This is a genomic window from Clostridium uliginosum (assembly GCF_900112485.1).
GTDB lineage: Bacteria > Bacillota > Clostridia > Clostridiales > Clostridiaceae > Clostridium > Clostridium uliginosum.
Genome location: NZ_FOMG01000004.1, coordinates 34,430 through 58,086, shown reverse-complemented (window position 1 = coordinate 58,086; position 23,657 = coordinate 34,430). Strand labels below are relative to the sequence as shown.

The 23,657-nt window shown below is 28.1% G+C and carries 22 protein-coding genes and 1 other RNA gene; 18 read left to right on the top strand and 5 right to left on the bottom strand.

The genetic code is table 11. From position 1 onward, the window contains the following. The first annotated feature begins 1 nt into the window (after window position 1). The gene (locus BM027_RS04150) at window positions 2-364 is read left to right on the top strand and encodes a response regulator (RefSeq protein WP_090089040.1); all 363 of its coding nucleotides are present in this window, start codon (window positions 2-4) and stop codon (window positions 362-364) included. Between the two features lie 81 nt (window positions 365-445). On the opposite strand, the gene ssrS is transcribed toward BM027_RS04150, so the two are convergent. After that, window positions 446-636: non-coding RNA, 6S RNA (ssrS, locus tag BM027_RS04145), on the bottom strand. A gap of 140 nt (window positions 637-776) precedes the next feature. Here ssrS and BM027_RS18165 point away from each other — a divergent pair. The 7 genes from BM027_RS18165 to BM027_RS04115 all read left to right on the top strand — a co-directional run bounded on the left by BM027_RS18165 (window position 777) and on the right by BM027_RS04115 (window position 8,137). Beyond that, window positions 777-941 carry a hypothetical protein gene (locus BM027_RS18165; RefSeq protein ID WP_175559935.1) on the top strand — a complete coding sequence of 55 codons (165 nt, stop codon included), beginning with the start codon at window positions 777-779 and terminating at the stop codon, window positions 939-941. 63 nt (window positions 942-1,004) lie between these two features. Beyond that, the gene (locus tag BM027_RS04140; protein WP_090089038.1) at window positions 1,005-1,442 is read left to right on the top strand and encodes an HI0074 family nucleotidyltransferase substrate-binding subunit; all 438 of its coding nucleotides are present in this window, start codon (window positions 1,005-1,007) and stop codon (window positions 1,440-1,442) included. 5 nt (window positions 1,443-1,447) lie between these two features. Next, window positions 1,448-1,759, top strand: a complete 312-nt coding sequence (locus BM027_RS04135; RefSeq protein ID WP_090089036.1) for a nucleotidyltransferase domain-containing protein — start codon at window positions 1,448-1,450, stop codon at window positions 1,757-1,759. A 723-nt stretch (window positions 1,760-2,482) separates the two neighbouring features. Then, the gene (locus BM027_RS04130; protein WP_090089034.1) at window positions 2,483-4,390 is read left to right on the top strand and encodes an acyl-CoA dehydrogenase family protein; all 1,908 of its coding nucleotides are present in this window, start codon (window positions 2,483-2,485) and stop codon (window positions 4,388-4,390) included. Between the two features lie 57 nt (window positions 4,391-4,447). After that, window positions 4,448-5,647, top strand: a complete 1,200-nt coding sequence (locus tag BM027_RS04125; protein ID WP_090089032.1) for an FprA family A-type flavoprotein — start codon at window positions 4,448-4,450, stop codon at window positions 5,645-5,647. A 455-nt stretch (window positions 5,648-6,102) separates the two neighbouring features. Beyond that, on the top strand, window positions 6,103-7,071 hold the full coding sequence (msrB, locus tag BM027_RS04120) for a peptide-methionine (R)-S-oxide reductase MsrB (RefSeq protein ID WP_090089030.1): 969 nt from the start codon (window positions 6,103-6,105) through the stop codon (window positions 7,069-7,071). A gap of 130 nt (window positions 7,072-7,201) precedes the next feature. After that, window positions 7,202-8,137 (top strand): zinc-ribbon domain-containing protein, encoded by a 936-nt coding sequence (locus BM027_RS04115; RefSeq protein ID WP_090089028.1) that lies wholly within the window; start codon window positions 7,202-7,204, stop codon window positions 8,135-8,137. Window positions 8,138-8,249: 112 nt separating this feature from the next. Here the strand turns inward: BM027_RS04115 and BM027_RS04110 are convergent, their stop codons facing one another. Further along, a complete protein-coding gene (locus tag BM027_RS04110) occupies window positions 8,250-8,885 on the bottom strand; it encodes a phosphoribosyltransferase (RefSeq protein ID WP_090089026.1) in 636 nt (211 codons plus the stop codon). Window positions 8,886-9,404: 519 nt separating this feature from the next. Between BM027_RS04110 and BM027_RS04105 the strand changes: the two genes are divergently transcribed. From BM027_RS04105 to BM027_RS04075, 7 genes are all read left to right on the top strand, one after another. Beyond that, window positions 9,405-10,082 (top strand): SIMPL domain-containing protein, encoded by a 678-nt coding sequence (locus BM027_RS04105; protein ID WP_090089024.1) that lies wholly within the window; start codon window positions 9,405-9,407, stop codon window positions 10,080-10,082. 573 nt (window positions 10,083-10,655) lie between these two features. Beyond that, complete coding sequence (locus BM027_RS04100; protein WP_090089015.1) at window positions 10,656-11,723, top strand: NAD/NADP octopine/nopaline dehydrogenase family protein; 1,068 nt, start codon at window positions 10,656-10,658, stop codon at window positions 11,721-11,723. A 167-nt stretch (window positions 11,724-11,890) separates the two neighbouring features. Further along, complete coding sequence (locus BM027_RS04095; RefSeq protein ID WP_090089013.1) at window positions 11,891-13,030, top strand: DUF1349 domain-containing protein; 1,140 nt, start codon at window positions 11,891-11,893, stop codon at window positions 13,028-13,030. Between the two features lie 408 nt (window positions 13,031-13,438). Then, window positions 13,439-13,906 (top strand): DUF6323 family protein, encoded by a 468-nt coding sequence (locus BM027_RS04090; protein WP_090089011.1) that lies wholly within the window; start codon window positions 13,439-13,441, stop codon window positions 13,904-13,906. Window positions 13,907-13,912: 6 nt separating this feature from the next. Beyond that, window positions 13,913-15,271, top strand: a complete 1,359-nt coding sequence (locus BM027_RS04085) for a DUF6179 domain-containing protein (protein ID WP_090089009.1) — start codon at window positions 13,913-13,915, stop codon at window positions 15,269-15,271. Window positions 15,272-15,496: 225 nt separating this feature from the next. Continuing rightward, complete coding sequence (locus BM027_RS04080; RefSeq protein ID WP_090089006.1) at window positions 15,497-16,279, top strand: hypothetical protein; 783 nt, start codon at window positions 15,497-15,499, stop codon at window positions 16,277-16,279. A gap of 274 nt (window positions 16,280-16,553) precedes the next feature. Continuing rightward, a complete protein-coding gene (locus BM027_RS04075) occupies window positions 16,554-16,859 on the top strand; it encodes a hypothetical protein (RefSeq protein WP_090089004.1) in 306 nt (101 codons plus the stop codon). A 162-nt stretch (window positions 16,860-17,021) separates the two neighbouring features. On the opposite strand, the gene BM027_RS04070 is transcribed toward BM027_RS04075, so the two are convergent. Beyond that, the gene (locus tag BM027_RS04070; RefSeq protein ID WP_090089002.1) at window positions 17,022-17,822 is read right to left on the bottom strand and encodes an SDR family NAD(P)-dependent oxidoreductase; all 801 of its coding nucleotides are present in this window, start codon (window positions 17,820-17,822) and stop codon (window positions 17,022-17,024) included. 283 nt (window positions 17,823-18,105) lie between these two features. Between BM027_RS04070 and BM027_RS04065 the strand changes: the two genes are divergently transcribed. Then, on the top strand, window positions 18,106-18,432 hold the full coding sequence (locus BM027_RS04065; RefSeq protein WP_090089000.1) for a hypothetical protein: 327 nt from the start codon (window positions 18,106-18,108) through the stop codon (window positions 18,430-18,432). Window positions 18,433-18,462: 30 nt separating this feature from the next. Further along, window positions 18,463-19,194: a response regulator transcription factor gene (locus BM027_RS04060; protein WP_090088998.1), complete on the top strand. Its 732-nt coding sequence runs from the start codon at window positions 18,463-18,465 to the stop codon at window positions 19,192-19,194. A gap of 309 nt (window positions 19,195-19,503) precedes the next feature. Here BM027_RS04060 and BM027_RS04055 read toward each other — a convergent pair whose 3' ends face one another. Continuing rightward, window positions 19,504-20,067: a TetR/AcrR family transcriptional regulator C-terminal domain-containing protein gene (locus BM027_RS04055; protein WP_090088997.1), complete on the bottom strand. Its 564-nt coding sequence runs from the start codon at window positions 20,065-20,067 to the stop codon at window positions 19,504-19,506. A gap of 290 nt (window positions 20,068-20,357) precedes the next feature. On the opposite strand from BM027_RS04055, the gene BM027_RS04050 reads away from it, so the two are divergent. Further along, entirely contained in the window at window positions 20,358-22,055 is a 1,698-nt protein-coding gene (locus BM027_RS04050; protein WP_090088995.1) for an oleate hydratase, read from the top strand. Between the two features lie 361 nt (window positions 22,056-22,416). On the opposite strand, the gene BM027_RS04045 is transcribed toward BM027_RS04050, so the two are convergent. Next, the gene (locus BM027_RS04045; RefSeq protein WP_090088994.1) at window positions 22,417-23,532 is read right to left on the bottom strand and encodes an N-acetylmuramoyl-L-alanine amidase family protein; all 1,116 of its coding nucleotides are present in this window, start codon (window positions 23,530-23,532) and stop codon (window positions 22,417-22,419) included. Between the last annotated feature and the right edge of the window lie 125 nt (window positions 23,533-23,657).

Sequence of the window (23,657 nt, the reverse complement as noted above, 5' to 3'; positions counted from 1 at the left end):
TATGAAAAAGGTATTAATAGTTGATGATTCATCATATATGCGAATGTTTTTAAGAAAGATTATTGAAAAAGGAGGTTCGTATATGATATTTGAGGCATCAACTAAAGAGGATGCAATAGAAAAGTTTAAGACTGAAAAGCCAGATATTGTAACTTTAGATTTAAATATTTCCGAGGTTAGCAGTGATGGTATTGATACATTAACTGATATAATGAATATTAATCCTAAAGCAGTTGTAATTATTGTATCAGCATCGGGATACGAAAATTTTAAAGATGAATGTATAGAACTGGGAGCTAAGAGCTACATTAAGAAACCATTCGATACTGAGATTATATTACAGACATTAGAAGAATATAAATAAGATTATATAAATTTCTTTATTTTACTTAAGTTTAAAAGCCAATGCTTAATAATACTAAGCATTGGCTTGAAATTTCTAATTATGATATCCAAAATACCGATACTCTGATTTTGACACCTATCCCTCGATAGGTGGGTGCTCTCACAGATATTTCAATCGCCTTCAATGCCGTAAAAGGACTCACTTGAAAGTACATTTCCTTATCTAAATATTGAACTCCCAAAATTTAAATGTAGGTTCAAAATAAGAGCCAGCGAATATTCCAGAAAGTATAAAGAAAACTATTTGTAAAACAGTTGTTCTTTGTTGTGAGATTATAATAACATATTTAAATTTTCGATGCAAGGGATATATCAGTGGTAATTTAGACCTAAAATTCATAATAACTTGTATAAATGTTTAAGATTAGATTATGAATGGAAAAAAATCAAAATGGATGATAAGCTTTATAAAATCAGTTTTAGAAAAAATTAAATTAATATCTGTAAATGAAGATTTGTTATATGGTAAATTAACTTATATATTAAATAATCAATGTAACAGTATAATAGAATCATTAAATAAGGTTAAAGATTGAATTAATATCAAATAATAGGTACAATTAATATAAGAATAAACAATTAGGACAAGGAGAGGTAGTATGAGTGGAATATTAAACAAGTATGGAGAGTCAATTAACTTAACATATAATTATGTTTATAGAATGTTAATGCATTTAAAGAATATTAGAGATAATTTTAATACAATTGAAAATCCAGATGATATTACAAAGGAAGTATACAGAGATTCAATAATAAAAAAGTATGAAACTTTAGAAGATTTAACTTGGAAATTATTATCTAAAATATTTAAGGATTCGGGTCTTGAAATAAATAATCCAAAAGGGTGTTATAAACAAGCATTTAAAGAGGGATGGATAGATAATATTGATACTTGGAATGATATTTTATTATCAAGAAATACTACAACTCACATATATAATGAGGAAGAATATGAAGAAATCAAAAATAAAATTATTAAAGAGTACATTGATGCTATAGAAAAGCTATTGTTAAATATATCCAAAGAAGTGATGTGATAAATATGTATGGAATAAATGAAAAAGTATACGAGAATCTTTTGAAGTATTTTAATGAAAATAAAGATATAAACAGAATTATTTTATTTGGATCAAGAGCTAAAGGTAATGCTAAAATAAATTCAGATATTGCTTTATGTATAGATTGTACTAAAAGATCAAGAAGTAAAATAGTGGATCATATAAATGAAATTATTGGAATATACTCTTCAGATATTTTATTTATGGATTCTCTGAATTTAGAGATAAAAAAACAAATAGATAAATATGGAATAGAAATATATAGTAAATATGATAATATGGGAGCACTTATTTAGGTAAGTGCTTTTTGCTTTAAAAAAATTATAAATTTTAATCAAAAACTAATTTATAAAGCATATATCATAATTAGGAAGTTCGTAAGACTCACAAAGGGGTCTGTGCCTTAGAAAAATTAATGATAGTTAGTAGAGATGAATTAAAGGAACTTGTAAAAAATAAGATATCCTAAAGTTAAAGGTACATATATACTAATAGAAACTAAAGCTTGGGTAGTGGAATAGGTGGAGAATTAAAAACTGTTGGATTTTAAAGGTCATGCTTCGCCACCACCATGAAGGGTTGTCTCATAATACAAATGATTTAATGATATGATGTATTTCTTTGTTATTACTTCACTTGATAATTCTGAGACAGCCCATTTTTTATGTGAAATTCTAATTAATATATTTAAAATATATTAAATACGATTAGGTAAAAAATTAAAGAGAATAAAAAAATATTTAATAATAATTATTATTAAATAAAGAATGAGGTTGTAATAAAAACTTTTAAGTAATATAATATATTCATAAGGTTAATATATACATTTAATAAATAAATTTTAATATATGTAAATATATATAAGTATATATTTATTACATGGCTTCCAAAGGTAAAAAAGGCAAGCAAATGAATCATCTGAGTTTAAGAAATTTTGCTTAGAACAGTTCAGGTTGTGGTTTTACAGATTTTACGGAAGCGGATTTATTATAATGTATTAATTAAAAGGAGGGAAATATATGTTTTTTAAGACTATGGTACAACATGAAAATTTGAGGATGAAAATCAGAGAATTTGCTGAAGAAGAAGTTAAACCTATTGCATTTATGCTAGATCAGGAAAATAAATTCCCATCAGAAGCAATTCATAAATTAGCTGATATGGGAATGATGGGGATCCCATATTCGAAAAAGTATGGAGGAGCAGGTCTAGATATAATCAGTTATGCAATTGCCGTTGAGGAATTATCAAGAGTGGATGGTGGTACAGGCGTAATTCTTTCCGCTCATACATCTTTGGGTTCATATCCAATTGCTGCCTATGGTACAGAAGAACAAAAAAAGAAATATTTAATTCCTTTAGCTAAAGGAGAAAAAATTGGTGCTTTCGGTCTTACAGAGGAAAACGCTGGTAGTGATGCGGGAGGTACAGAAACTACTGCTGTCTTAGAAGGCGATTATTATATTTTAAATGGAGAAAAGATATTCATAACTAATGCAGGCAAGGCTGATATTTATGTGGTTTTTGCAGTTACTACACCTAATATAGGCATTCGCGGTATAAGTGCATTTATTGTAGAGAAGGGTTGGGAAGGCTTTAGCTTTGGCAAACATTACGACAAGATGGGTATTCGCTCTTCTGCTACTGCAGAGCTGATTTTCAACGATGTAAAAGTTCCTAAAGAAAATTTGCTTGGTAAAGATGGTGAAGGTTTTAAGATTGCTATGTCTACATTGGATGGTGGACGTATTGGTATTGCAGCTCAGGCACTTGGTATTGCACAAGGAGCTTATGAGCATGCGCTGGAGTATTCAAAAGAAAGAGTACAATTTGGCAAACCTATCTGTCAGCAACAGATTATTGCTTTTAAATTGGCTGATATGGCCACAAAGCTTAGGGCAGCCAGATTACTTGTTTACAGTGCAGCAGAATTGAAAGGAAATCATGAGAGATACATCATGGAAGCAGCAATGGCAAAACAATACGCTTCTGACGTTTGCCTTGAAATTGTAAATGATGCACTTCAAATATTTGGAGGAAGCGGCTATCTTAAAGGTATGGAAGTTGAGCGTGCTTACAGAGATGCTAAGATTTGTACAATATATGAAGGAACAAATGAGATTCAGCGTCTTGTTATTTCTTCTCAAATAATAGGTAAAATGCCAAAGGCAGAACGTCCAGGTAAAGTTTATCAACATGAACCTGAGACAGGTTATCGTAAAAAAATGATTTTCAAGAAAGGAACTCCAAAAGAGAGAGTTAATGATCTTGTGGAAGCTCTTAAAGCAGAAGGTTATGATTTTACAGTTGGAATCCCTATAGATACTTCTATCAGTAAGGCTGAAAGAGTAGTCAGCGTAGGCTTAGGCATAGGGGAAAAAGAAAATATGAAACTTATAGAAGATCTGTCAGCACAAGTAGGTGCAGCTATAGGTTCTTCACGTCCAGTAGCTGAAACACTTAAGTATTTACCACTAAATCGTTATGTTGGTATGTCTGGTCAAAAATTCAAGGGAAATCTGTATATTGCTTGTGGTATTTCAGGTGCCGGTCAACATTTAAAAGGCATAAAAGATGCTGCTACAATTGTTGCTATAAATATTAATCCTAATGCAAAAATTTTCAAGAATGCAGATTACGGGATTGTTGGAGATTTAAAGGAAATCTTGCCATTACTTACTGCAGCTTTAGATAATGGAGAACCTAAGAAGGAGGCGCCTCCAATGAAAAAGATGAAGAGATCAATTCCAAAGAAGTCTGTTCCAACTTGGAAACATTATGTCTGTAACGGATGTGGGTACGATTATAATCCTAGCATTGGTGACCCTGAAGGCGAAGTACTTCCAGGAACACTTTTTGAAAATGTACCAGAAGAGTGGACTTGCCCTGCTTGTGGTGAAGAAAAAAATATGTTTATAGAAGTATAATATATACAATTAAGTAAATAGTATAAAATGTATTTAGTGTAAAGGAGAATTAAATTAATGTATTGTGTTAGAAAAATAACAGAAGATCTTTATTGGGTTGGTGGAAATGATCGTCGCCTTGCTCTTTTTGAAAATATTCATCCCATTTCACGAGGCGTTTCCTATAATTCTTATCTACTTTTAGATGAGAAAACTGTACTCTTTGATACTGTGGATTGGTCAATTTGTCGTCAGTTCCTCGAGAATATTAAAGCGGTTTTGGGCGAGAAATCTTTAGATTATATGGTGATCAATCATGTGGAGCCAGATCATGCAGCGTGCATTGAAGAAATTATTCTTCGTTATCCAAAGGTAAAGATTGTATGTACAGAAAAAGCATCTATGTTTATGCGTCAGTTTGGTTTTAATATTGATGGTAAAGTAATAGAAGTCAAAGAAGGAAATAAAATGTCATTTGGAAAACATAATGTCATGTTTGTGGCTGCTCCAATGGTACATTGGCCAGAAGCTATGGTAACATATGATGCTACTAATGGGGCACTATTTTCTGCTGACGCTTTTGGAACTTTTGGCGCTTTGGATGGTAAGCTGTTTAATGACGAGGTTAACTTTGAACGAGATTGGATTGATGAAGCTAGAAGATACTATACAAACATTGTAGGAAAGTATGGTACTCATGTTCAGTCACTATTGAAAAAAGCTGGCGGTTTGGATATAAAGCTTATTTGTCCGTTGCATGGTCCAGTATGGCGTAATGATTTAGCGTACTTACTAGACAAGTATGATAAGTGGAGTCGTTATGAGCCAGAAGAAAAAGGGGTAATGATTGTTTATGGAACAATGTATGGTAATACGGAGGCTGCTGCTAATGATTTAGCAACAAGACTAGTGGAAAAGGGAATGACAAATGTAGTCATGTATGACGTTTCAAAAACTCATGTTTCACATTTGATTTCTGAGACATTCAAATATAGTCATGTAGTTCTTGCTTGTGTAACATACAATTTAAATATTTATCCTCCAATGTTGAGTTATATAATGGATATGAAGGCATTAAATCTTCAAAAACGTACTTTTGCTCTCATAGAAAATGGATCATGGGCTCCTCAATCTGGCAAATTGATGCATAAACTTTTGGATGAGATGAAAGAAATGACTATTTTAGATAATGAGATATCATTGAACTCAGTCATGAAAGAAGATGAGGCGAATTCAATGGATGATCTTACTAACAGCATTATCGAATCAATGAAGTAATTTTAGAAAGAAATAAATTTGAGATCGACTCATGAACAAAATTTGTGAGTCGATCTTTTTAGGTATACATAGTAAAAATATTAATTTATATGAATTGTTAATACAGTTAATTAAAAACATTATTTAAAAATAGATAATAGGGAAGAACTTACTTAGTCTATAGAAGTTATTTTAGGATTATTAATTTCTTTATAGCTAACATTAAATTTATAGGATGAAATTTCTAATATTCATGAAAAAAACAGGTCTATTAATACATGAAACATTTAGATTTTAGGCAATATAGAGGTAAAAGATTAAGAAGTAAAATAGTGGATGATAGAGATTTTAAAGTTTAATTGATATAACAGATATGAGGTTATTATAATAGAGAATTGTGTATAATAAGTTATTATAACTAAGACACATGAAAGAAAATAATAGATATTATCATTATAGCAAGAGGAGGCAATAAAATGAGTTCAATTAAAGTAGCAACATTTGCAGGTGGATGCTTTTGGTGTATGGTTAAACCTTTTAATAAATATGCTGGTGTATTAAAAGTAGTTGTAGGATATACTGGTGGAAATATAATAAATCCAACATATGAACAAGTATGTAGCATGGATACAGGCCATTATGAGTCGGTAGAAATAACTTATGATGAAGATATAATAAATTATATAGAACTTGTGGAAGCTTTCTTCATGAGCATTGATCCTACTGATGAAGGTGGTCAGTTTAATGATAGAGGACATAGCTACAAGACAGCAGTATTTTATCATGATGATGAGCAGAAAAAAATTGCTGAAGAATATATAAAAACATTAGAAGATAGTGGTGTTTATGATAAAGCTATTGCTACTAAGGTAATAAAAGCTGAAATTTTTTATCCAGCAGAGGAGTATCATCAAGACTATTATAAGAAAAAACCTTTAAGATATAAGCTTTATTATAGAGGTTCAGGGAGAGAAACTTATGTTGAAAATAATTTAAGGAAAAGTGAAGATGAAAAAAGAAAATTAAAAGAGAGGTTAACTGATATTCAGTATGCTGTTACTCAAGAAAATGCCACAGAATCGCCTTTTAGAAATGAGTATAATGATAATTATGAAGATGGAATATATGTAGATATTGTAAGTGGGAAGCCTATTTTTTCTTCTAAGGATAAATTTAACTCAGGATGTGGATGGCCAGCTTTTTCAAAACCAATAAATAATGGTTATGTAAAAGAAATTCAAGATTACAGTCATGGCATGATAAGAACAGAGGTAAGAAGTAAAAATAGTAATTCACATCTTGGTCATGTATTTAATGATGGACCCAAAGAGCTTGGTGGTCTTAGATATTGTATAAATTCTGCTTCGTTAAGGTTTATTCCAAAGGATAAAATGGAAGAGGAAGGCTATGGAGAATATTTAGATAAAATAATAGTTATAGACTAGCAGTGTTAAATGCAATAAGAGGTTGTAAATCAAATCAGTTTAAGTCTATTTAGTATTACATTAACACAATTGTTGCCATATAAACAATAATTATGTAAAATATGATTATAGTTTATTAGGAGGAATAATAATGTATTGTACACAGTGTGGTAAAGAAATTAAAGAAGGGGTATCTTATTGTGAAAATTGTGGAATAAAAATAGATAATAACGATGCTAATAGTTCAATTAATCAGGATAAAAATATAGAAGTATACAAATCTAAAAAGAATAAAAATGTACTAGCTATTGTAATAGTTGCTGTATTGATCATTGCATTAGGCGGAGGTGGTTTTGCATATGTAAAACATTCTAAAATCGTAACTTCAACTAATGTTGTAGAAAATAATAAAAATGAAACATTACAAGATAATACTAGTGAAGAGATAACATCTAAAAGCACAGAGTCTAAAAAAACACCCGTATATCATGGTGAAAAAGAAGTATATGCAAAGTTACTTAAGAATAGAAATTGGCTTATTAAAAATGCAGAGTATGATAAATCACCAGATTACATTAGATTTTTAATTTTAGATGTAAATAAGGATGGTATTTCTGAAATGTTGTTATATCATGAAGGAAATGCTGGATTAGCAGGTATAACATTATCAGTAATTTCTTATGATTCAGACAGTAATAAAATAAGAAAAAGAGATATAAATACAAGTCATGGAGGATATAGAGGTTATCTTGATAGTGATAATACCATTGTAACAAGCTTTTCTCACATGGGACATTCAATGCTTATTGGCTGGAAGATTCAAGGTGATGAATATGTAAAATCATTTAATTCAGATGATGATTTAGGAAGACATGCAGAGGAAGATTTATCACAAGTACAGTATCTTATAAATGATAAATCTGTATCAAAAGAAAAATATAATGATTACATAAGTAGCGTTAATAATAACTTAACTTATACAGAAATGTATGAATTAAATGATTATAATATAAGAAATGTTTTAGGGGTAGAGCCAAGTAACATTGAAAATGAAGACTATATTCCATATGCAGCTTCAACACAATAAGAATATAAAAAGTTAATATGTAATAAATAAAAGAAATGTATGCTTAGTTTTTAGCATACATTTCTTTTTGGAAATTTAGATTTATTAATTTATATAGATACGATAGATAAGCCTATGTCTTCTTTAATTCACGTACTATATTAAAGACTTCCTCATCAGTAGTTTGTTCAAAACTTTTGTAATATGAACCAACAGCATAAAATTCATTAGGTATAAATAGACATATAACTTCATCTACAATTTTTTCTAATAGAGAAATTGTATCCTGTGGTGCTACTGGTACGGCTAAGATGATTTTTTTTGCATCATGTTTTTTAATTGACTTTATAGCAGCTTGTATCGTAAAACCAGTTGCAATTCCATCATCAATAATTATTACTGTTTTATTCTTTACATGTGGAAAATTTTCATTTCCTTTATATTTATTTAATCTTCTTTTAATTTCCTCTGTTTGTTCAAATACTTCTTTTTTTATATATTCCTCCGATATATTTAGCATATCTATAAATTCTTCATTTAAAAGATATGTTCCATCTAAAGATACTGCACCAATGGCAATTTCTTTATTATGAGGTGAACCAATTTTTCTTGGAATAATTAAATCCCACTCGAATCTAAATTTTTTAATAGTTTCATAAGCTGTTACTATTCCACCTCTAGGGATAGCAAGAACAATAGGATTTTCATCTTTAAATTTCTCAAGTTCTATAGAAAGCTTTTCTCCTGCATCTTCTCTATCTATAAACATATTATCTACTCTCCCTTAAGGCACATGAAAGAAAATAATATACAAAAGATACGTAGTATGACACAAAATAGATACGCATACTAGTCTATCATTTTTTTGAATGTGCCTAACTTATATAGATTAGTTTGAGTTGAAATTATAGAATTATTCAAGAAATTTTATTTTATAAGTGAATAATAATGTATCTAAATAATAGAGGAAGTTCTTCTTATTTGTATAATCTATTTCATAAATTTCTTTAAAAATCTTAATTTTTTTCTTTATAGGGTTGATAAGGAAATGTTATGTTTGAGGCTAAATTAATATTTTTATCAATAATGCAAGGACTTTTACCTCCAAGATCTAATATAACTGGCGTGATATTTTTACTTAACTCAAATTTTATAAAGTTACTCAAGATTAAATAGGGATGGATAGATTATATTATAACTTGGAGACATTTAGCAAAAGTAATCATATTATGGAGTAGTGAGGCATATTTTCTTTCATATGCCTAATTATTTTGAAAGGATGAAAATCATGTATCGATTAGTAGATAGTAATAATTATAGCTTAGATGATTATGCCAGCACTAAATGTGGTAATAGACTTAAAGTTTTTGGAAAAGGTACAGTAAGTGTAACACCAGATGCAGCAGAGGTGGTAATTGGTGTTATAACAGAAAATACACAATTAAAAGTAGCACAAGAAGAAAATGCTAAGGTAACTCAGCAAGTTATAAATAGTATAATGGGAATGGGAGTATTGCCTAAATATATACAAACTCAAAATTATAATATTAGACCTAATTATGATTATATTGATGGAAAACAAGTTTTTAGAGATTATGAAGTAAGTAATTATTTAAAAGTTCTTATTAAAAATATTAATTCTGCAGATGAAATAATTGACATTGCAGTAAAAAATGGTGCTAATACTGTAAGTGGTATTAGTTTTATTGTTTCAGATCAAACAAAGTATTATTACGAAGCATTAAGGTTGGCTGTTGAAGATGCTCAAGATAAGGCTAGTATTATAGCTAATAAACTTAAAGTGAAATTAAATATTATACCAATACAAATACATGAGATGGATAAGGGTACCATAACTCCATTAACGGTAATGACTCTTAAATCAGTAAGTGAATCTACACCTATTGAAGCTGGAGAAAATAAAATAACTGCAGATATTGAAGCTATATTTATATATACTGAGTAGTAAAAATTGTCCAATAAAAAAGTTATATAATAATAATAAGTGGGACAGTAGATAGTTTGTTTATATAAAACTATCTACTGTCCCATTAAACATCTTTTATTCTTTAAATAATCAATATTTCATATTAACGATATAAATAATTAAAAATTAAAAATTAAAATCAAAGCATTAAATACTATTTTGGTAACTGATGCTTTGATTTTTTATTATAAAGTTAAGGTTATTTCTAAATTTATTGGAATTATATGTATATTTAGGTCAAAAATATATATTATATGGTATAATATATATATATATAAAACGGTATTATATATTATATATTTAAGGCGTCATAATTAAAGTCACTAAAAAAGAAGATAATATTTCAGTAGAAAAATTACTTAAATGTTACAGTTTAAAATTAATCATGGTAAGTATTCATTCTTTTCTTAGATGTTTGGTTTATAGTTTGGGTTTGTAACTTTAAATTCACAACATTTTGAAAGAAATGAGTTTTTATATAAAAAGTAAAGGTTTAAAGTGAAAGATTATGTAATAATCTTTTATAATTACCTAATACAAGGGGGAGTAAATATGAGAATTTCCATAGTAGGAGCTGGTAATGGAGGAACTACTGTAGGAGCGGATTTAGCATTGAAAGGACATGAAGTTACACTGCTAAAAACATCAAATAAAATTCATAACAAAAATTATGATTTTATTATAAAAAATAATTATGAGGTAGCTATTGATAGAAATAATAATGTCCAGAAGGCTAAGCTATCACTGGTTACAACAGATTTTAAGGCTGCATTACAAGATGCAGAACTAATAATTTTATATGTGCAGACTAATTTTCAAGAAGAAGTAATTAAAAAAATGGCTCCATATTTAAGTAATCAGATAATACTTATAGAGCCAGGATATTTGGCAACGTTATATTTTCTAAAATATTGCAATTGCCAAAAGTTAACGTTTGCAGAAGCTCAGAGTTCACCACTTGATTGTCGTATTATTGAACCTGGAAAAGTAAAAGTATTATTTGAAAATGTAAGAAATCCAATAGGTATATACCCAAAAGAAAGAGAAGATAGAGCATTTAAAGTTTTAGGCTTATTAGGATATAATTTTGTAAAGAATAAGAACATAGTTGAAGCAGCTTTACACAATCCAAATTTAATAGTGCATACTATAGGTGCATTTATGAGTATACCGAGAATTGAGTATACTCATGGAAAAAATTACTGGATGTATAAAGAGGTGTTTACTCCATCTGTATGGAATTTAGTTAACGGCTTAGATAAAGAAAAAATCAAAATAATGAAAGCATTAGGTTGTGACCCAGTTTCTTATCCAGAAGCTTGCAAATATAGAAATTCAAATGATGATAGAGGTGCAGAAGAAGTATTTTTTGATTATGCTAATAATCATTCTGCTTCAGGACCAGAAAAATCAGATTCAAGATATATAACAGAAGATGTTCCTGAAGGATTAGTTTTAATGGAATCATTAGGAGAAATGTTAGATATAAATACTCCAATATGCACATCTATAATTAAGCTATCATCTTGTTGTTTAAACAGACAATTTAGAGATGAAGGAAGAAGCATAGAAAAAATAGGTAAAGATAATTTCAAAAAAATACTTAGAAATATTAACTAAGATGATTTACTCTATATTATATAAACAAAAACTGTTATATTAGTTATAGAGTAAAGTCAATTTTGTGTTATTTATTATCAAATTAGTGTAAGTTTATATATAGTTTATTAAATATAATATAAATAGAAATTTTTATATAAATAAAAGTACAAAATTGAGGAGATATTATGATTAATGAAAAAGAGAAGATCTTAAACGAAGATTTATATTCTTTGATAAATAAGAATATAAAAGAAAATGGTAAAGTAATAATTGGAATAAGTGGAATAAGTTTAAGTGGTAAAACTACTTTTGCTAATAGGCTAAAGGAATTCTATGAATCTAGTTATAATGTTTATTTAATATCGTTAGATGAAAATAAAGATGTATTTAAAGAGTCTTTTAAGGATAAGAATCCATCTAAGTTTTATTATGAAAATGCCTATGATTTTTGTAATGTAAAAAGTGAAATTGAAGAAGCTTGTAAATGCAATGATATAATTATAGTTGAAGGGTTATTAATATTTAAGAATACTGTAAAAATTAATTTTGATATAAAGATATGGTTAGATTGTACTTTTACATCATCAATACAAAGAAGTAGTGAAGACAAAAAGGAATTATATGAAGATTATTTTATGTGGCTTCAAAGACAACATTTTTCAATAGATAATCCCAAAAGTAAGGCAGATATGATAATCAAAAATGATAAAGTATTAGAAAATCAGCCAGAAGTTTTTGTTGACTTATTAAATGACACTGCATCAGTAAAAAAGATGAAATGGCTATATGAACCATCAATATGGGAACTTAGAAAAAATGGAGTTTATGTAGAAACTGATAAAATAACGGATTTTTGGCAAAGAACTCATTATGGTTTTAGAAATGATAATGCCCATATGTTATACATGGAAACAGAAAAAGATTTTATAATGACAACAAAGATTAAGTTTGATCCAGTTCATCAATTTGACCAATGTGGATTAGTAGTAAGAATAGATGAGGATAATTGGCTAAAAACTTCTATTGAATATGAATTAGGTAATGCCCCAAAGTTAGGTGCTGTTGTGACAAATTTAGGATATTCAGACTGGTCTACTGAAGAATTAAATACACAAGTAAATGAGGCTGAATTTAGAATTAGTAGAGAAGGGAAAGACTATAAAGTAGAGGTTAATGTTTTAAATAGAGGATGGAGGCAGCTAAGAATTTGCCATCTTCATAATGAAGAAAAAACGGTTAAATGTGGGATATATTGTTGTAGTCCTATTAATAACGGCTATAAAGTATTATTTACAGATATAAAAATAAAAGAAGAATATTTCTAAAATACTCATATTACGATTTAAAAGTTATTTAAAAAAGTATTAAAAAACAAAAAAAGAACAGGATTTTTATATTACTTTATCTCATATGGTATTACAAAAGGAACAAAAATATAAAGATAGAACCTGTGAAATAAAGAAAAGGAATATTTAAAGCAATATAAAAGCTTTAAGTATTCCTTTTTCTATTTTAAAGGTCAATCTTGGCCTCTATTAATAAATTCACATTAAATTGTGGATTTTTTATTTTCCAAATAAAAAAGTATCTTCAAAAAACAAGATACTTCCAAAAGTAAAACACATTGACAATAGTACTTGCCAATGATACAATATACTTATATTAACATGTATAATTTAAGTATAACACATTGAAAACTAAAAGTCAATACTTTTTTGAAGGGAAGTTTAAAAATGAAAAATTCTATAATGTTATTTGAAGATAATCTACCAGAAAAGCAAATATTTAATGATGTATTAAAGTGTAATGAATATGCAAGTGAATATGGATTAAAGTTATGTGAAGAAGACATAAAAGAACTTATCAATACAAGAAAAGTAGCACTAAACAAAAGTGGAAGAATAGAGTTTAATGGTGAAATAATAAATAAAATTATAATGAGCTTTTGTGATTCACCATTTATATCACAATACAATTACAGTGATACAGTAAACGAACTTGTAGAGATTTTTTATAATTATAAAAATGAGACATTAGACTATATAAGTGATGATGAATTAATAGAAATAATGAAGGAGTTCTTCGATAACTATTGCCAGGGATCATTGGAGCTACTAGAAGGAAAAGTGTTATATAAAATTGCTGATAATATAAGAAATGGCGTTAAAGATTATATGAATCTTGATAATGAAAAGGATTGATAGTATATGAGTGATGATAAATCTATTGAAAAATATAAATCTATTTCAAAAGTAAACTTTAGTGAGGATAGGTTTTTAAAAGATATTTTGGAATATTCCTATGAAGAAAAACTTTTAGATGATAAGTTTTTAAAAAAACTATCATATGAAAGAGTGGAAGTATTAAGGACACAATTGAAATATTATACAAAAGATGAAAGTAGTTCAGTTATGGTAGAATTAGCTGAAAACATTTTACAAAGTATTGATTATACAATAGGAATTTATTTGAAATCTTTAGAAAACATAGATATGATAATTGAAGGTTTAAAAACTAGAAGTTTATTTGATATGTTTAAAGATGGTCATGATTTAATAAAGAAAAAAATATTAGATAGTAAAAAACTATTAGAAGGAATTCAAGAAAATAAGCTTAATGTTAATAATTATTCATACAACGATACTATAGATTATGGAATTTTATTATTCTTTAAGGAATATGATGATTTTTTTTCAGCTCACGAAACACCAGGATCAATAGATTATCAACTTTGTATTGATAATATGAACTATACAGGTGTTGAGTATATATACAATTACTTAGAGATATTGACCATAGAAAATAAGTTTTGTCAGAACTTCTATGCTACTGAAATAAAGGAATTATTAAATGGTTATGATAAGGAAAATGAAGTATTACTAATTAATATATTTGAGCTAGTATTGATTAATTCATTAGGTTCAATGATTTGTGGTAAATCTTCTACAAATCTTAATATTAATAGTATTGATAGACAACAGATAAAAAATAATCTTAGAAAATTATCGTTAGAGGAATTACAAGGAGAATTATTAAACTATTCAAAAATCTGCTGTGAAATTTTAGAGGTTAAAAATAAAACATTAGTAGATTATATTAATAAGGCTACAATGAAAATAACTTCTTTAATATATGAAAGCATTAAACTAAATAAATTAGAAACTGTCTTTTTATCTTTTAATGAGAATAAGAATAATGAAATAATTGAATATATAGACAAAGAGAAATTAAGTAACTCTGTATTTAGAAAATTAACTGAGAAAATTAGAGAATGTTCTACAATTGAAGAGAAAATAATATTAATTCAAAATAATATTAATAGTTTAGAAGATTTGAGGGATATGTTAGATGCTGAATGTTTATTTGAAGATGAATATAATAAGTACTTTAGAAACTTATCCAAAATGGAGATTATTCTTTTATCAAAATATCTATCTGATTTAAGTTTAGAAAAAGAAGAGGAAAAAGACTGGCATAATCAACTTAATAAAGTTATTTCAAATTTAAGTGAAGAAGAAAAAGCAGATATAAGAGTGATTAAAGAAAGAATACAATTAAGTTATTAGATATACAGTAAGGTAATATTAAAAAGTAAAAATATAAAAAATAGTTAAAGAGGCTTGATATCACAAGTCTCTTTTGTATTATATAAAACTAGAAAAAATTTAATAGAGTAATTTTATGTTTTAAATACACATACTATTCACATAAGGCATATTAAAGAAAATAACAAGTCAAAGATGCAACGTATATTTTGTCTTAATATGCTTAAAGTAGTTAGGAGAATAGCTATGAAGAAAATATTATTACCACAAAGAGCGAAGATAACACCAAAGGAAGTATTAGAGGAAATTAATAAGTTTGGGTATATTAATAAAAGCCCATATAGCTCAACTTATTATAATGTACCTGGAATTACTTGGGACTATAAACCAGAAGGAAGCTTAAGGATATCAGATCATTGGAATTTTGTAACTCACGGAAGTAAGCATTGTCTTTTAGCTCACACAGAAGAAGTAATACAAAGTAATTGGATATTAGCAAAGTATATAGATGGTAAGTATCATATTTTAAAGGAGTTTGGAATAAATGTTCCAGGATATAGGTTTATTGAGGTAAATAAGAATGAACTAGAATTACTTAAAGACTTATACAATAAGAATGGTATAGTTAGTTCAAAGGAGTGGTACAAAAAGTATCATGAGAGACCTAAACTAGTAAAGGAGAGCCATACAAAGAACAAAAAAGTATTGTTAAAAAATATAAGTGATGAGAGGCTGAAGAAATTTAAAGAGGAAAATAAAGATGTAAAAAAAGTAGTTTTTATTGAAGAAAAATATATGAATATTATTCAGACAGCATTAACTTTATATGAAAAGAGCAGTGAATTTGATGAGTTTTGTAAGACAGAACAAGGAATTAATAAATTGATTAATATATATAAGGCGTATGAGTTTAAGGACAATGAGTGTGAATCATTTGAAGAAATATTTATTTTAGTTTTAGATAATGGAATGGCAATTAAATCTGTAAGTATAATGGGCGAATATTACAATTCTTATGCTGCTAGATGAAGCTATAACTAAATAGGTTAGAATTCTTAGTCTATTTTTTTATGTATTCAACAATAAGTGTTTAAAACTTTACATATAATTACATAATATGGTAAAATTGATATAATAACCACTAAAAATAGAAGAATATTCTCATGCTATTAATATAAAGCTATTAATATAAAGCTATTAGATATATAAATAAGGAAAAAGGCATAAGACTTAAATAATAGTTCACATATAATATCAATAGTTCATGAGATGTTATAAATAAGTTTATAAGGGATGGGGATTTATGAGTCAATTAGAATTAGATTTATACAATGATATGCTTAGAATATATAAAGAAGCAGAGATTCAATGTAATTATAAGCCAACAAGACTTAGAGAAATGTTACTTAATCAAGGTGGATTAAAGACTGCAAAGAAGCTTATAAGTAAGAATGGAGGAACAGATGGTTTTGTTAGGTTATGGGAATGTCATAGGTTAGATTTGTCAGTAGAAGCACTAGTGCTAAATGATAAATATAAAGAACTATTTACTGAGGAAGATATGAATGTATGTAGGGATAAACTTAAGGAATATGGATACGAATTTTAGTCCCATTACAAATAAAATAAGCTAGAGTTTTAGACACTCTAGCTTATTTTATTATGAGTTGATTTGATATATCAAATCAATATTATTGTTGGTCGTGCTTTTGTGTAGGCTGGAAAATAATAATAGAAACTGGAATCAGGTCAAATGACGAGACTCTTTGTCTTATTCTTGTTCACCAGAGCACGTTTGCATCATAAGAAGATCCATTCCTGAATTTAGAATATATCCTCCATCAACTCTCATTATCACACCTGTAATAAATCCTGAATTAGGACTACAGAAGAATGAAGCTGCTGAAGCAATATCTTTTGGCTCGCCAATTCTTTTTAAAGGTGTTTCATTAGCAAATTTTACTTCCAAAGCATCCAATGCTCTTTCAGTCATAGAAGTTCTTATAATTCCAGGTTGGATTGCATTCACTGTTATTCCATATTGTCCTAGCTCCTTAGCTAATGAATAAGTAAAACCAACTAGTGCTGTTTTAGCAGTAGAATAATTAATATTTCCTACAAAACCAAATACACCTGCAATGGATGACATATTTACAATTCTTCCATAGTTATTATTTTTCATAAATTTAGAACATGCTCTTGAACAATAAAAAGCTCCATATAGATGAGTCTTTATAAGCCCATCCCAATCACTGTCTGACATGTTAGTGCAAAATGTAGGAGGTGTTGAAAGTCCTGCATTATTTATAAGAATATCAATTTTACCATGTTTATTATATATTTCTTCAAATACACTCTCTACATTTTCTTTATTAGAAACATCCATTTTATAGGTTTCGGCATATCCATTTAAATCCTCAATTAACTTTTTTGTTTCGTTGATGTTAGATTCTCTTCTTCCAGTAACCATAACTTTAACACCACATTTAGCAAATTCTATACAGATATCACGTCCTATACCTGAACCCCCGCCTGTTATAACTGCAATTTGACCTTCCATATTTTTATACATTATTGCACATCCTTTCTTCAGTCTCTAATTAAATTATTGCAAATTCTATAATTAATATCTATGGGTAAAATGGGTGAAGTTTATTAAAACATCTAATACTTTTTACCTATTTTCTATCGTATAAATATAATTTGATATATAATAATAAGGGATATTCAAAAAAAATAACAAGTAAGTCAGCTAGTCTATTTTGTGTCATACTGACTTGTTAGTGTATTTCATATACTTAAGTAACTTTTAAATATACATAGCATTAGAACAAAATGAAGGGAATGATAGTTTCATGATTAAGTCGCAGCTTAACAAAGAAGACTATGAAAAAATATTTGAATTTGCAACTCAAGTTCAAAACATACGAACTAATTTTAGAAGTACAATACTTATGAATCTTTCTGATTTTTTTGGGTATAATCATCTAACATTCTTTTTAGCCGATGAAAAGGGAAGTTTTACAAATCCAGTATCTACTAACATAAATCCTACCTTAACTAAAAACTATCTAAACTATTACCACAGTACAGATATTTTTCATCCAGTAAAAGAACCTAACCTAATATTTCAAAAAAATGTTATATCAATAACAGACATAATGCCATACAACCAATTTTAGAATACTGAGTATTATAGAGATTTTTTGTGTTTGGATAATTTGTATTATGAAATTGCAATGCCTTTAAGGAGAGGAAAGGATTTGCTAGGAGGAATAGGTGTTTTTAATCCTAAGGATTTAGGAAATTTTACATCAAAGGATATTTTGATTTTAGAAAAACTTAGTGGATTTATTTCTAATGCTTTTAATAATTATATTCAACTAAATAAAGTATCATATGAACAAGAATTTTTAAAAGATATGACATTAGAGGCTCCTATAGGAATAGCTGTTTTAAATAATAGCTATTCTATAATTTATTCTAATAATATTGCTACAGATTTTTGTTTAGATATACTAAGCGATAAAACATGTTTAAACCCCATTCAACATGTAATAGATAAAGTATTTTTGGAATGTCAATTTAAAAAAGAGGATTCTTCATCTTTTCTATATACTACTATGAATAGTTACAGCTTTAAGATAGTTTCATCCATAGTGTCAGATGCTTTTACTGGCTTAGAATCACTTATGTATGTTTATATAACTAAAGAAGTATCAAATGATGATAAAACCTTTGATAGAATTGTTTTTAATTATAATTTAACTAATAGAGAAATGGAAGTTATAAATCTTGTTTTCAAAGGTTTGAGCAACAAAGAAATCTCACAAAGGTTATTTATAAGTTGCCATACTGTAAAAACACATATGGAGAATATATTTAAAAAGATGCAAGTTAACAATCGAACAAGTCTCATATATAAAATTAATAATATTATATAGAAAACAAAATCGATAGAAAAGGCAATAATATATGTAAGCGTACAAAATGGACTATCTTATGGAATTGAAGATTATTTAAACTTCTCTAACTATTAAGCCATAAATGATGAAGATGAGAAAATAACAAATAATATGGATAAATCTAGATTAATAAAATGTGGTTGAATATTAAGGAAAACAAAAATTACTAAATACAATAATATTGAATATAAATAACTAAATAGTCTAGGACTTCCTAGTCTATTTTTTTACATATTAAACTATAGAGTTTTTAAAGTTTGAAAGACTAATAAAACTATGTTATAAGCTTTAATAAGGCTCTAAAATACGACTAATACTACCTTTTAAAATCAATGAAATATTCTTAACGATTTCATCAGGAGTATCTTCCATTCCTAGATCAATCCATTGGATGAGGATAGAGATAAAACTAAGTGCATAAAAATTAGATAAAAAATCCTTTTTATGTTGGGATAATGTTAAAGTGTACGATTCTTTTTCAATAACAGGTTGTATGAATTTAATCATGGCACCATAAAGAAATTGTTCAAGATATTTATGGTCTGAAACTTTAACGATAAAATGACTGATTTCTTTATTGGAAAGAAAATAATTGAAAAGATCCAAAAGAGCATCTCTCCAATGAGGAAAATCTATATATTGACTAATTTGATTTTCAATTTCAGTTTGATAAATCCACTCTACTAAATCATAAATATCTTTGAAGTGCCTATAAAAAGTACGACGATTAAGTCCACAATCTTGTGCAATTTCTTGAATAGTAATTTTATTAAGAGGCTTTCTTTTCATATATTTTTTTAGAGACGTTGCAAAAAGTTCTTTGGTCATTTTTGAAATTGCTGGACTTGACATAATTTCTCCCTTCTTATTTTATATGATAGCTAGCATCCGTAACACTCCTATTTTTACAAGTTGGGGATAACGGTTGCAGGCTCCTGGATAAATTTTTCTAAGGCTCAGGTGAACAAGAATATTCATCATAAGCAAACTTCCACCACAACCTAAGAATCACTTAATAAGACACAAAATACATTAGGTGAGACAGTATGTCTCAAAAGGGAATTCTTGGATATTATAATAATAGCATTCCACACATATAATGTAAATAAGAAGTCGCAAGACAGAAGAAAGGATGATGAATTATGGGAAATTATCAAAGAAATAATACTATACCTCAAAAAAATATCAAAGAGCGAAAAGCATATTTGGTAGGAGGGGGAATTGCCTCATTGTCAGCTGCTTTTTATTTACTTCGTGATGGGCATATGGATGGAAAAAACATTACGATTTTTGAGGAATTAAATATAGAAGGTGGCGCAATGGATGGTGCTGGAAATGCAGAAACAGGTTACATCATTCGTGGTGGTAGAGAAATGGAAGAACATTATGAATGTACATGGGATCTGTTCGCAGACATTCCATCATTAGAAAATCCGGGTTATTCAATTTTGGATGAATTTAAAGAACTTAATGATAATGATCCAAATATATCAAAATGTAGATTGATTCACAACTGTGGTGAAAAAAAGAATTCTGATTCTATGGAACTTAGCCCAACAAATGTGAAAAGAATAACAGAGTTGTTTCTTGCAACAGAAGATGCACTTGGAAATACTACTGTAGAGCAATTTTTTGATCAAAGTTTTTTTGAAACAAATTTCTGGTCTTTTTGGAGATCTATGTTTGCTTTCGAGACTTGGCATGGTGTTGTAGAAATGAAACGTTATATGCATCGTTTTATTCATTTACTTCCAGGTTTTAATAAAATGAAAGGACTTATTTTCCCTAAATACAATCAATATGATTCATTTATTTTACCACTTTGCAAATATTTAAAAGATAATAATGTTCAATTTGCTTATGGTACACAAGTAGTTGATTTAGATATTGATATTAAAGATAAAGAAAAAACTGTTACAGGTATCCATATTATACATGATAATAAAAAAGAAATAATTAATGTCGAGCCTACAGATATTGTTATGGTCACAAATGGATCTATGACAGAATGCTCTGAGTATGCTGATAACAAAACAGTTCCTAAATTGAGAAAAGATTTGGGTGGAGTTTGGAACCTTTGGAAAAATATATCAGAAAAAGATCCAGCATTCGGGAAACCTGAAGTTTTTTGTGGTGATGTAGAACGTTCGAAGTGGGAATCATTCACAATAACATGTAAAGATTCTAAACTTGTAGATAAGATTCGTGAATTAAGTGGAAATGAGCCTCACTCAGGAAAAACTGTTACAGGTGGTGTCATCACCATTACAGACTCTAATTGGTTGTTAAGTATTACAGGTAATCGTCAACCACACTTTCCAGATCAACCAGATGACGTTATTGTTCTATGGGCATATGGCTTACTTTTAGATAAGGAAGGAAACTATATTAAAAAGAAAATGACAGAATGTACAAGTGAAGAACTTCTTAAAGAGCTTCTATATCATTTAGGACTTGAAAAAGATATACCTGAAATTTTGAAAACAGATAAAGTCATTTCTGCTATGATGCCATATATAACTGCACAATTTATGCCAAGAGTCAAAGGCGATCGTCCAGATGTTGTTCCGGAAGGATCACAAAACTTAGCATTTTTAGGTCAGTTTGCAGAAATTCCTGGTGACTGCGTTTTTACTGTTGAATATTCTATACGTTCTGCAATTATGGCTACCTATAAAGTACTTAACCTTAATAAAAAAGTACCTGAAATTCATCCATCACAATATGATATAAGAGTTATAGCTAATGCAGTAAAAGCATTAAATAGTGGACGACCATTACCAGCAGAAACAATCATTAAAAAATTGCTTAAAGATACCTCTATAGAAGGCATAATATAATGAATTTTAAAGACAAACACACTTATAAAGTGAATTTAAAAAACTTGTAATTTCTTTTTATTTGATAGATCAAGTTATAAACTAAGAAATCGTTATCCAGGAGTGCGCATCCGTTATACACTCAAGGAGTACCTAGTCTCAAACTTGCAGCAGTAGAAGTGTTACGAATGCTAGATAGGAGATGAAATTTTAAAAGGCTGAAAACTAGATTAAATCTAGCTTCCAGCCTTCTATTTTGTTAAATTATAATTATATAGTGATGTAAACTTTTGTATATATTAAAGTTGTTAATCAGGAAAGTATTTTATGAAGAATATTTTTGATATATGCTTTGCGAGCAAATTATATTTTAGGTCAATTTTTATTCAGTTACAACTACATCAAATGAAGTAGTAGAGCCATTAACATTTATTGTAATAGTTGTCTTTCCAGGTTTTCTTGCAATAACATTTGGACATATCATGCTTAAATAACCATCTGCCCAATTAAAATCAATTCCTAAAAAGGCTACATCTTGGTTTGTTGATTTAGATGTTACTAATAAGTTAGGCAATAATAAATGATTACTATCTGTACTGCAGGCTTCAACAACACTTAAACTAACTGTTTGATTAGTTCTACAATTTAATGTTTTACCTTTAATTGTTGCTTTAGGTTGTGTTACATCTAAATGACTACCTATTTTGTCTTGTATTTTTATTCCATTTTTTTCAGGATCACTTGAAAAAACATCAGATATATTCATCATATAGTCATCATCTAATCTTACCTTTGGATTATTTGTACTTGATTTAGTAGTTATTCCAAAACCTGTATACAATCTAGTATTATCTTTATTAAGACATTTCACATACTTTCCATCATTATCAAAAAGATATTTTACTCCATTTTCTGCAGTATATTCTCCCTTTTGCAATGCATCATTATTATCAAATATATATGTATCTCCGTCTATATTCCATACACCTGTAATACAATCATCATTTAATTTAAAATATTTATTACCATTTTCTTCAAACCAGCTATAATTAGGAGTAGCTTTTAATTTTTCTTCAGAAGGCTTTGTACTAACAGCAATATTTTCTTCAGATTTATTCTGAGGATTTTCTAGTAATTTCCCTTTGCTATCCAATTCATATGTTTTTCCTTCTACTGTTACCTTTCCAGTAACCATACTTCCATTGTCATATAGATAATACCATGTTAATCCATCTTTAAGCCAACCAGTTTTCATGACTCCACTTGGAATTAAATAATACCATTTTCCATTATCTTGTAGCCATCCTGTTTTCATATATCCATTTGAATCAAAATAGTACCAATAACCATCAATTTGTTTCCAACCAGTAGAGTAACTACTTGATTCTGAATACCACCATCCATTATTATCTTCTTTCCATGCTGCGTTTGCACATATTGGATTTATGGATATTACAGTTGCAGCAATAAGTAAACTAGTTATTAATTTTTTTATCATTTTACTTTACCCCTTTGTATTAAAATTATACTTATATTACTTATGTTAGCATAATATGGTTATAAAACAAATTAAAAGAAGAATAACAAAGCAAATTAGGTTAAAGGAAGATTTATTATTACACC

What these genes read in the sequence shown, in the direction of transcription:
- BM027_RS04150 (WP_090089040.1), top strand. Translation starts at nt 2, where the DNA reads ATGAAAAAGGTATTAATAGTTGATGATTCATCATATATGCGAATGTTT.
- BM027_RS18165 (WP_175559935.1), top strand. Translation starts at nt 777, where the DNA reads ATGAATGGAAAAAAATCAAAATGGATGATAAGCTTTATAAAATCAGTT.
- BM027_RS04140 (WP_090089038.1), top strand. Translation starts at nt 1,005, where the DNA reads ATGAGTGGAATATTAAACAAGTATGGAGAGTCAATTAACTTAACATAT.
- BM027_RS04135 (WP_090089036.1), top strand. Translation starts at nt 1,448, where the DNA reads ATGTATGGAATAAATGAAAAAGTATACGAGAATCTTTTGAAGTATTTT.
- BM027_RS04130 (WP_090089034.1), top strand. Translation starts at nt 2,483, where the DNA reads ATGTTTTTTAAGACTATGGTACAACATGAAAATTTGAGGATGAAAATC.
- BM027_RS04125 (WP_090089032.1), top strand. Translation starts at nt 4,448, where the DNA reads ATGTATTGTGTTAGAAAAATAACAGAAGATCTTTATTGGGTTGGTGGA.
- msrB (WP_090089030.1), top strand. Translation starts at nt 6,103, where the DNA reads ATGAGTTCAATTAAAGTAGCAACATTTGCAGGTGGATGCTTTTGGTGT.
- BM027_RS04115 (WP_090089028.1), top strand. Translation starts at nt 7,202, where the DNA reads ATGTATTGTACACAGTGTGGTAAAGAAATTAAAGAAGGGGTATCTTAT.
- BM027_RS04110 (WP_090089026.1), bottom strand. Translation starts at nt 8,885, where the DNA reads ATGTTTATAGATAGAGAAGATGCAGGAGAAAAGCTTTCTATAGAACTT.
- BM027_RS04105 (WP_090089024.1), top strand. Translation starts at nt 9,405, where the DNA reads ATGTATCGATTAGTAGATAGTAATAATTATAGCTTAGATGATTATGCC.
- BM027_RS04100 (WP_090089015.1), top strand. Translation starts at nt 10,656, where the DNA reads ATGAGAATTTCCATAGTAGGAGCTGGTAATGGAGGAACTACTGTAGGA.
- BM027_RS04095 (WP_090089013.1), top strand. Translation starts at nt 11,891, where the DNA reads ATGATTAATGAAAAAGAGAAGATCTTAAACGAAGATTTATATTCTTTG.
- BM027_RS04090 (WP_090089011.1), top strand. Translation starts at nt 13,439, where the DNA reads ATGAAAAATTCTATAATGTTATTTGAAGATAATCTACCAGAAAAGCAA.
- BM027_RS04085 (WP_090089009.1), top strand. Translation starts at nt 13,913, where the DNA reads ATGAGTGATGATAAATCTATTGAAAAATATAAATCTATTTCAAAAGTA.
- BM027_RS04080 (WP_090089006.1), top strand. Translation starts at nt 15,497, where the DNA reads ATGAAGAAAATATTATTACCACAAAGAGCGAAGATAACACCAAAGGAA.
- BM027_RS04075 (WP_090089004.1), top strand. Translation starts at nt 16,554, where the DNA reads ATGAGTCAATTAGAATTAGATTTATACAATGATATGCTTAGAATATAT.
- BM027_RS04070 (WP_090089002.1), bottom strand. Translation starts at nt 17,822, where the DNA reads ATGTATAAAAATATGGAAGGTCAAATTGCAGTTATAACAGGCGGGGGT.
- BM027_RS04065 (WP_090089000.1), top strand. Translation starts at nt 18,106, where the DNA reads ATGATTAAGTCGCAGCTTAACAAAGAAGACTATGAAAAAATATTTGAA.
- BM027_RS04055 (WP_090088997.1), bottom strand. Translation starts at nt 20,067, where the DNA reads ATGTCAAGTCCAGCAATTTCAAAAATGACCAAAGAACTTTTTGCAACG.
- BM027_RS04050 (WP_090088995.1), top strand. Translation starts at nt 20,358, where the DNA reads ATGGGAAATTATCAAAGAAATAATACTATACCTCAAAAAAATATCAAA.
- BM027_RS04045 (WP_090088994.1), bottom strand. Translation starts at nt 23,532, where the DNA reads ATGATAAAAAAATTAATAACTAGTTTACTTATTGCTGCAACTGTAATA.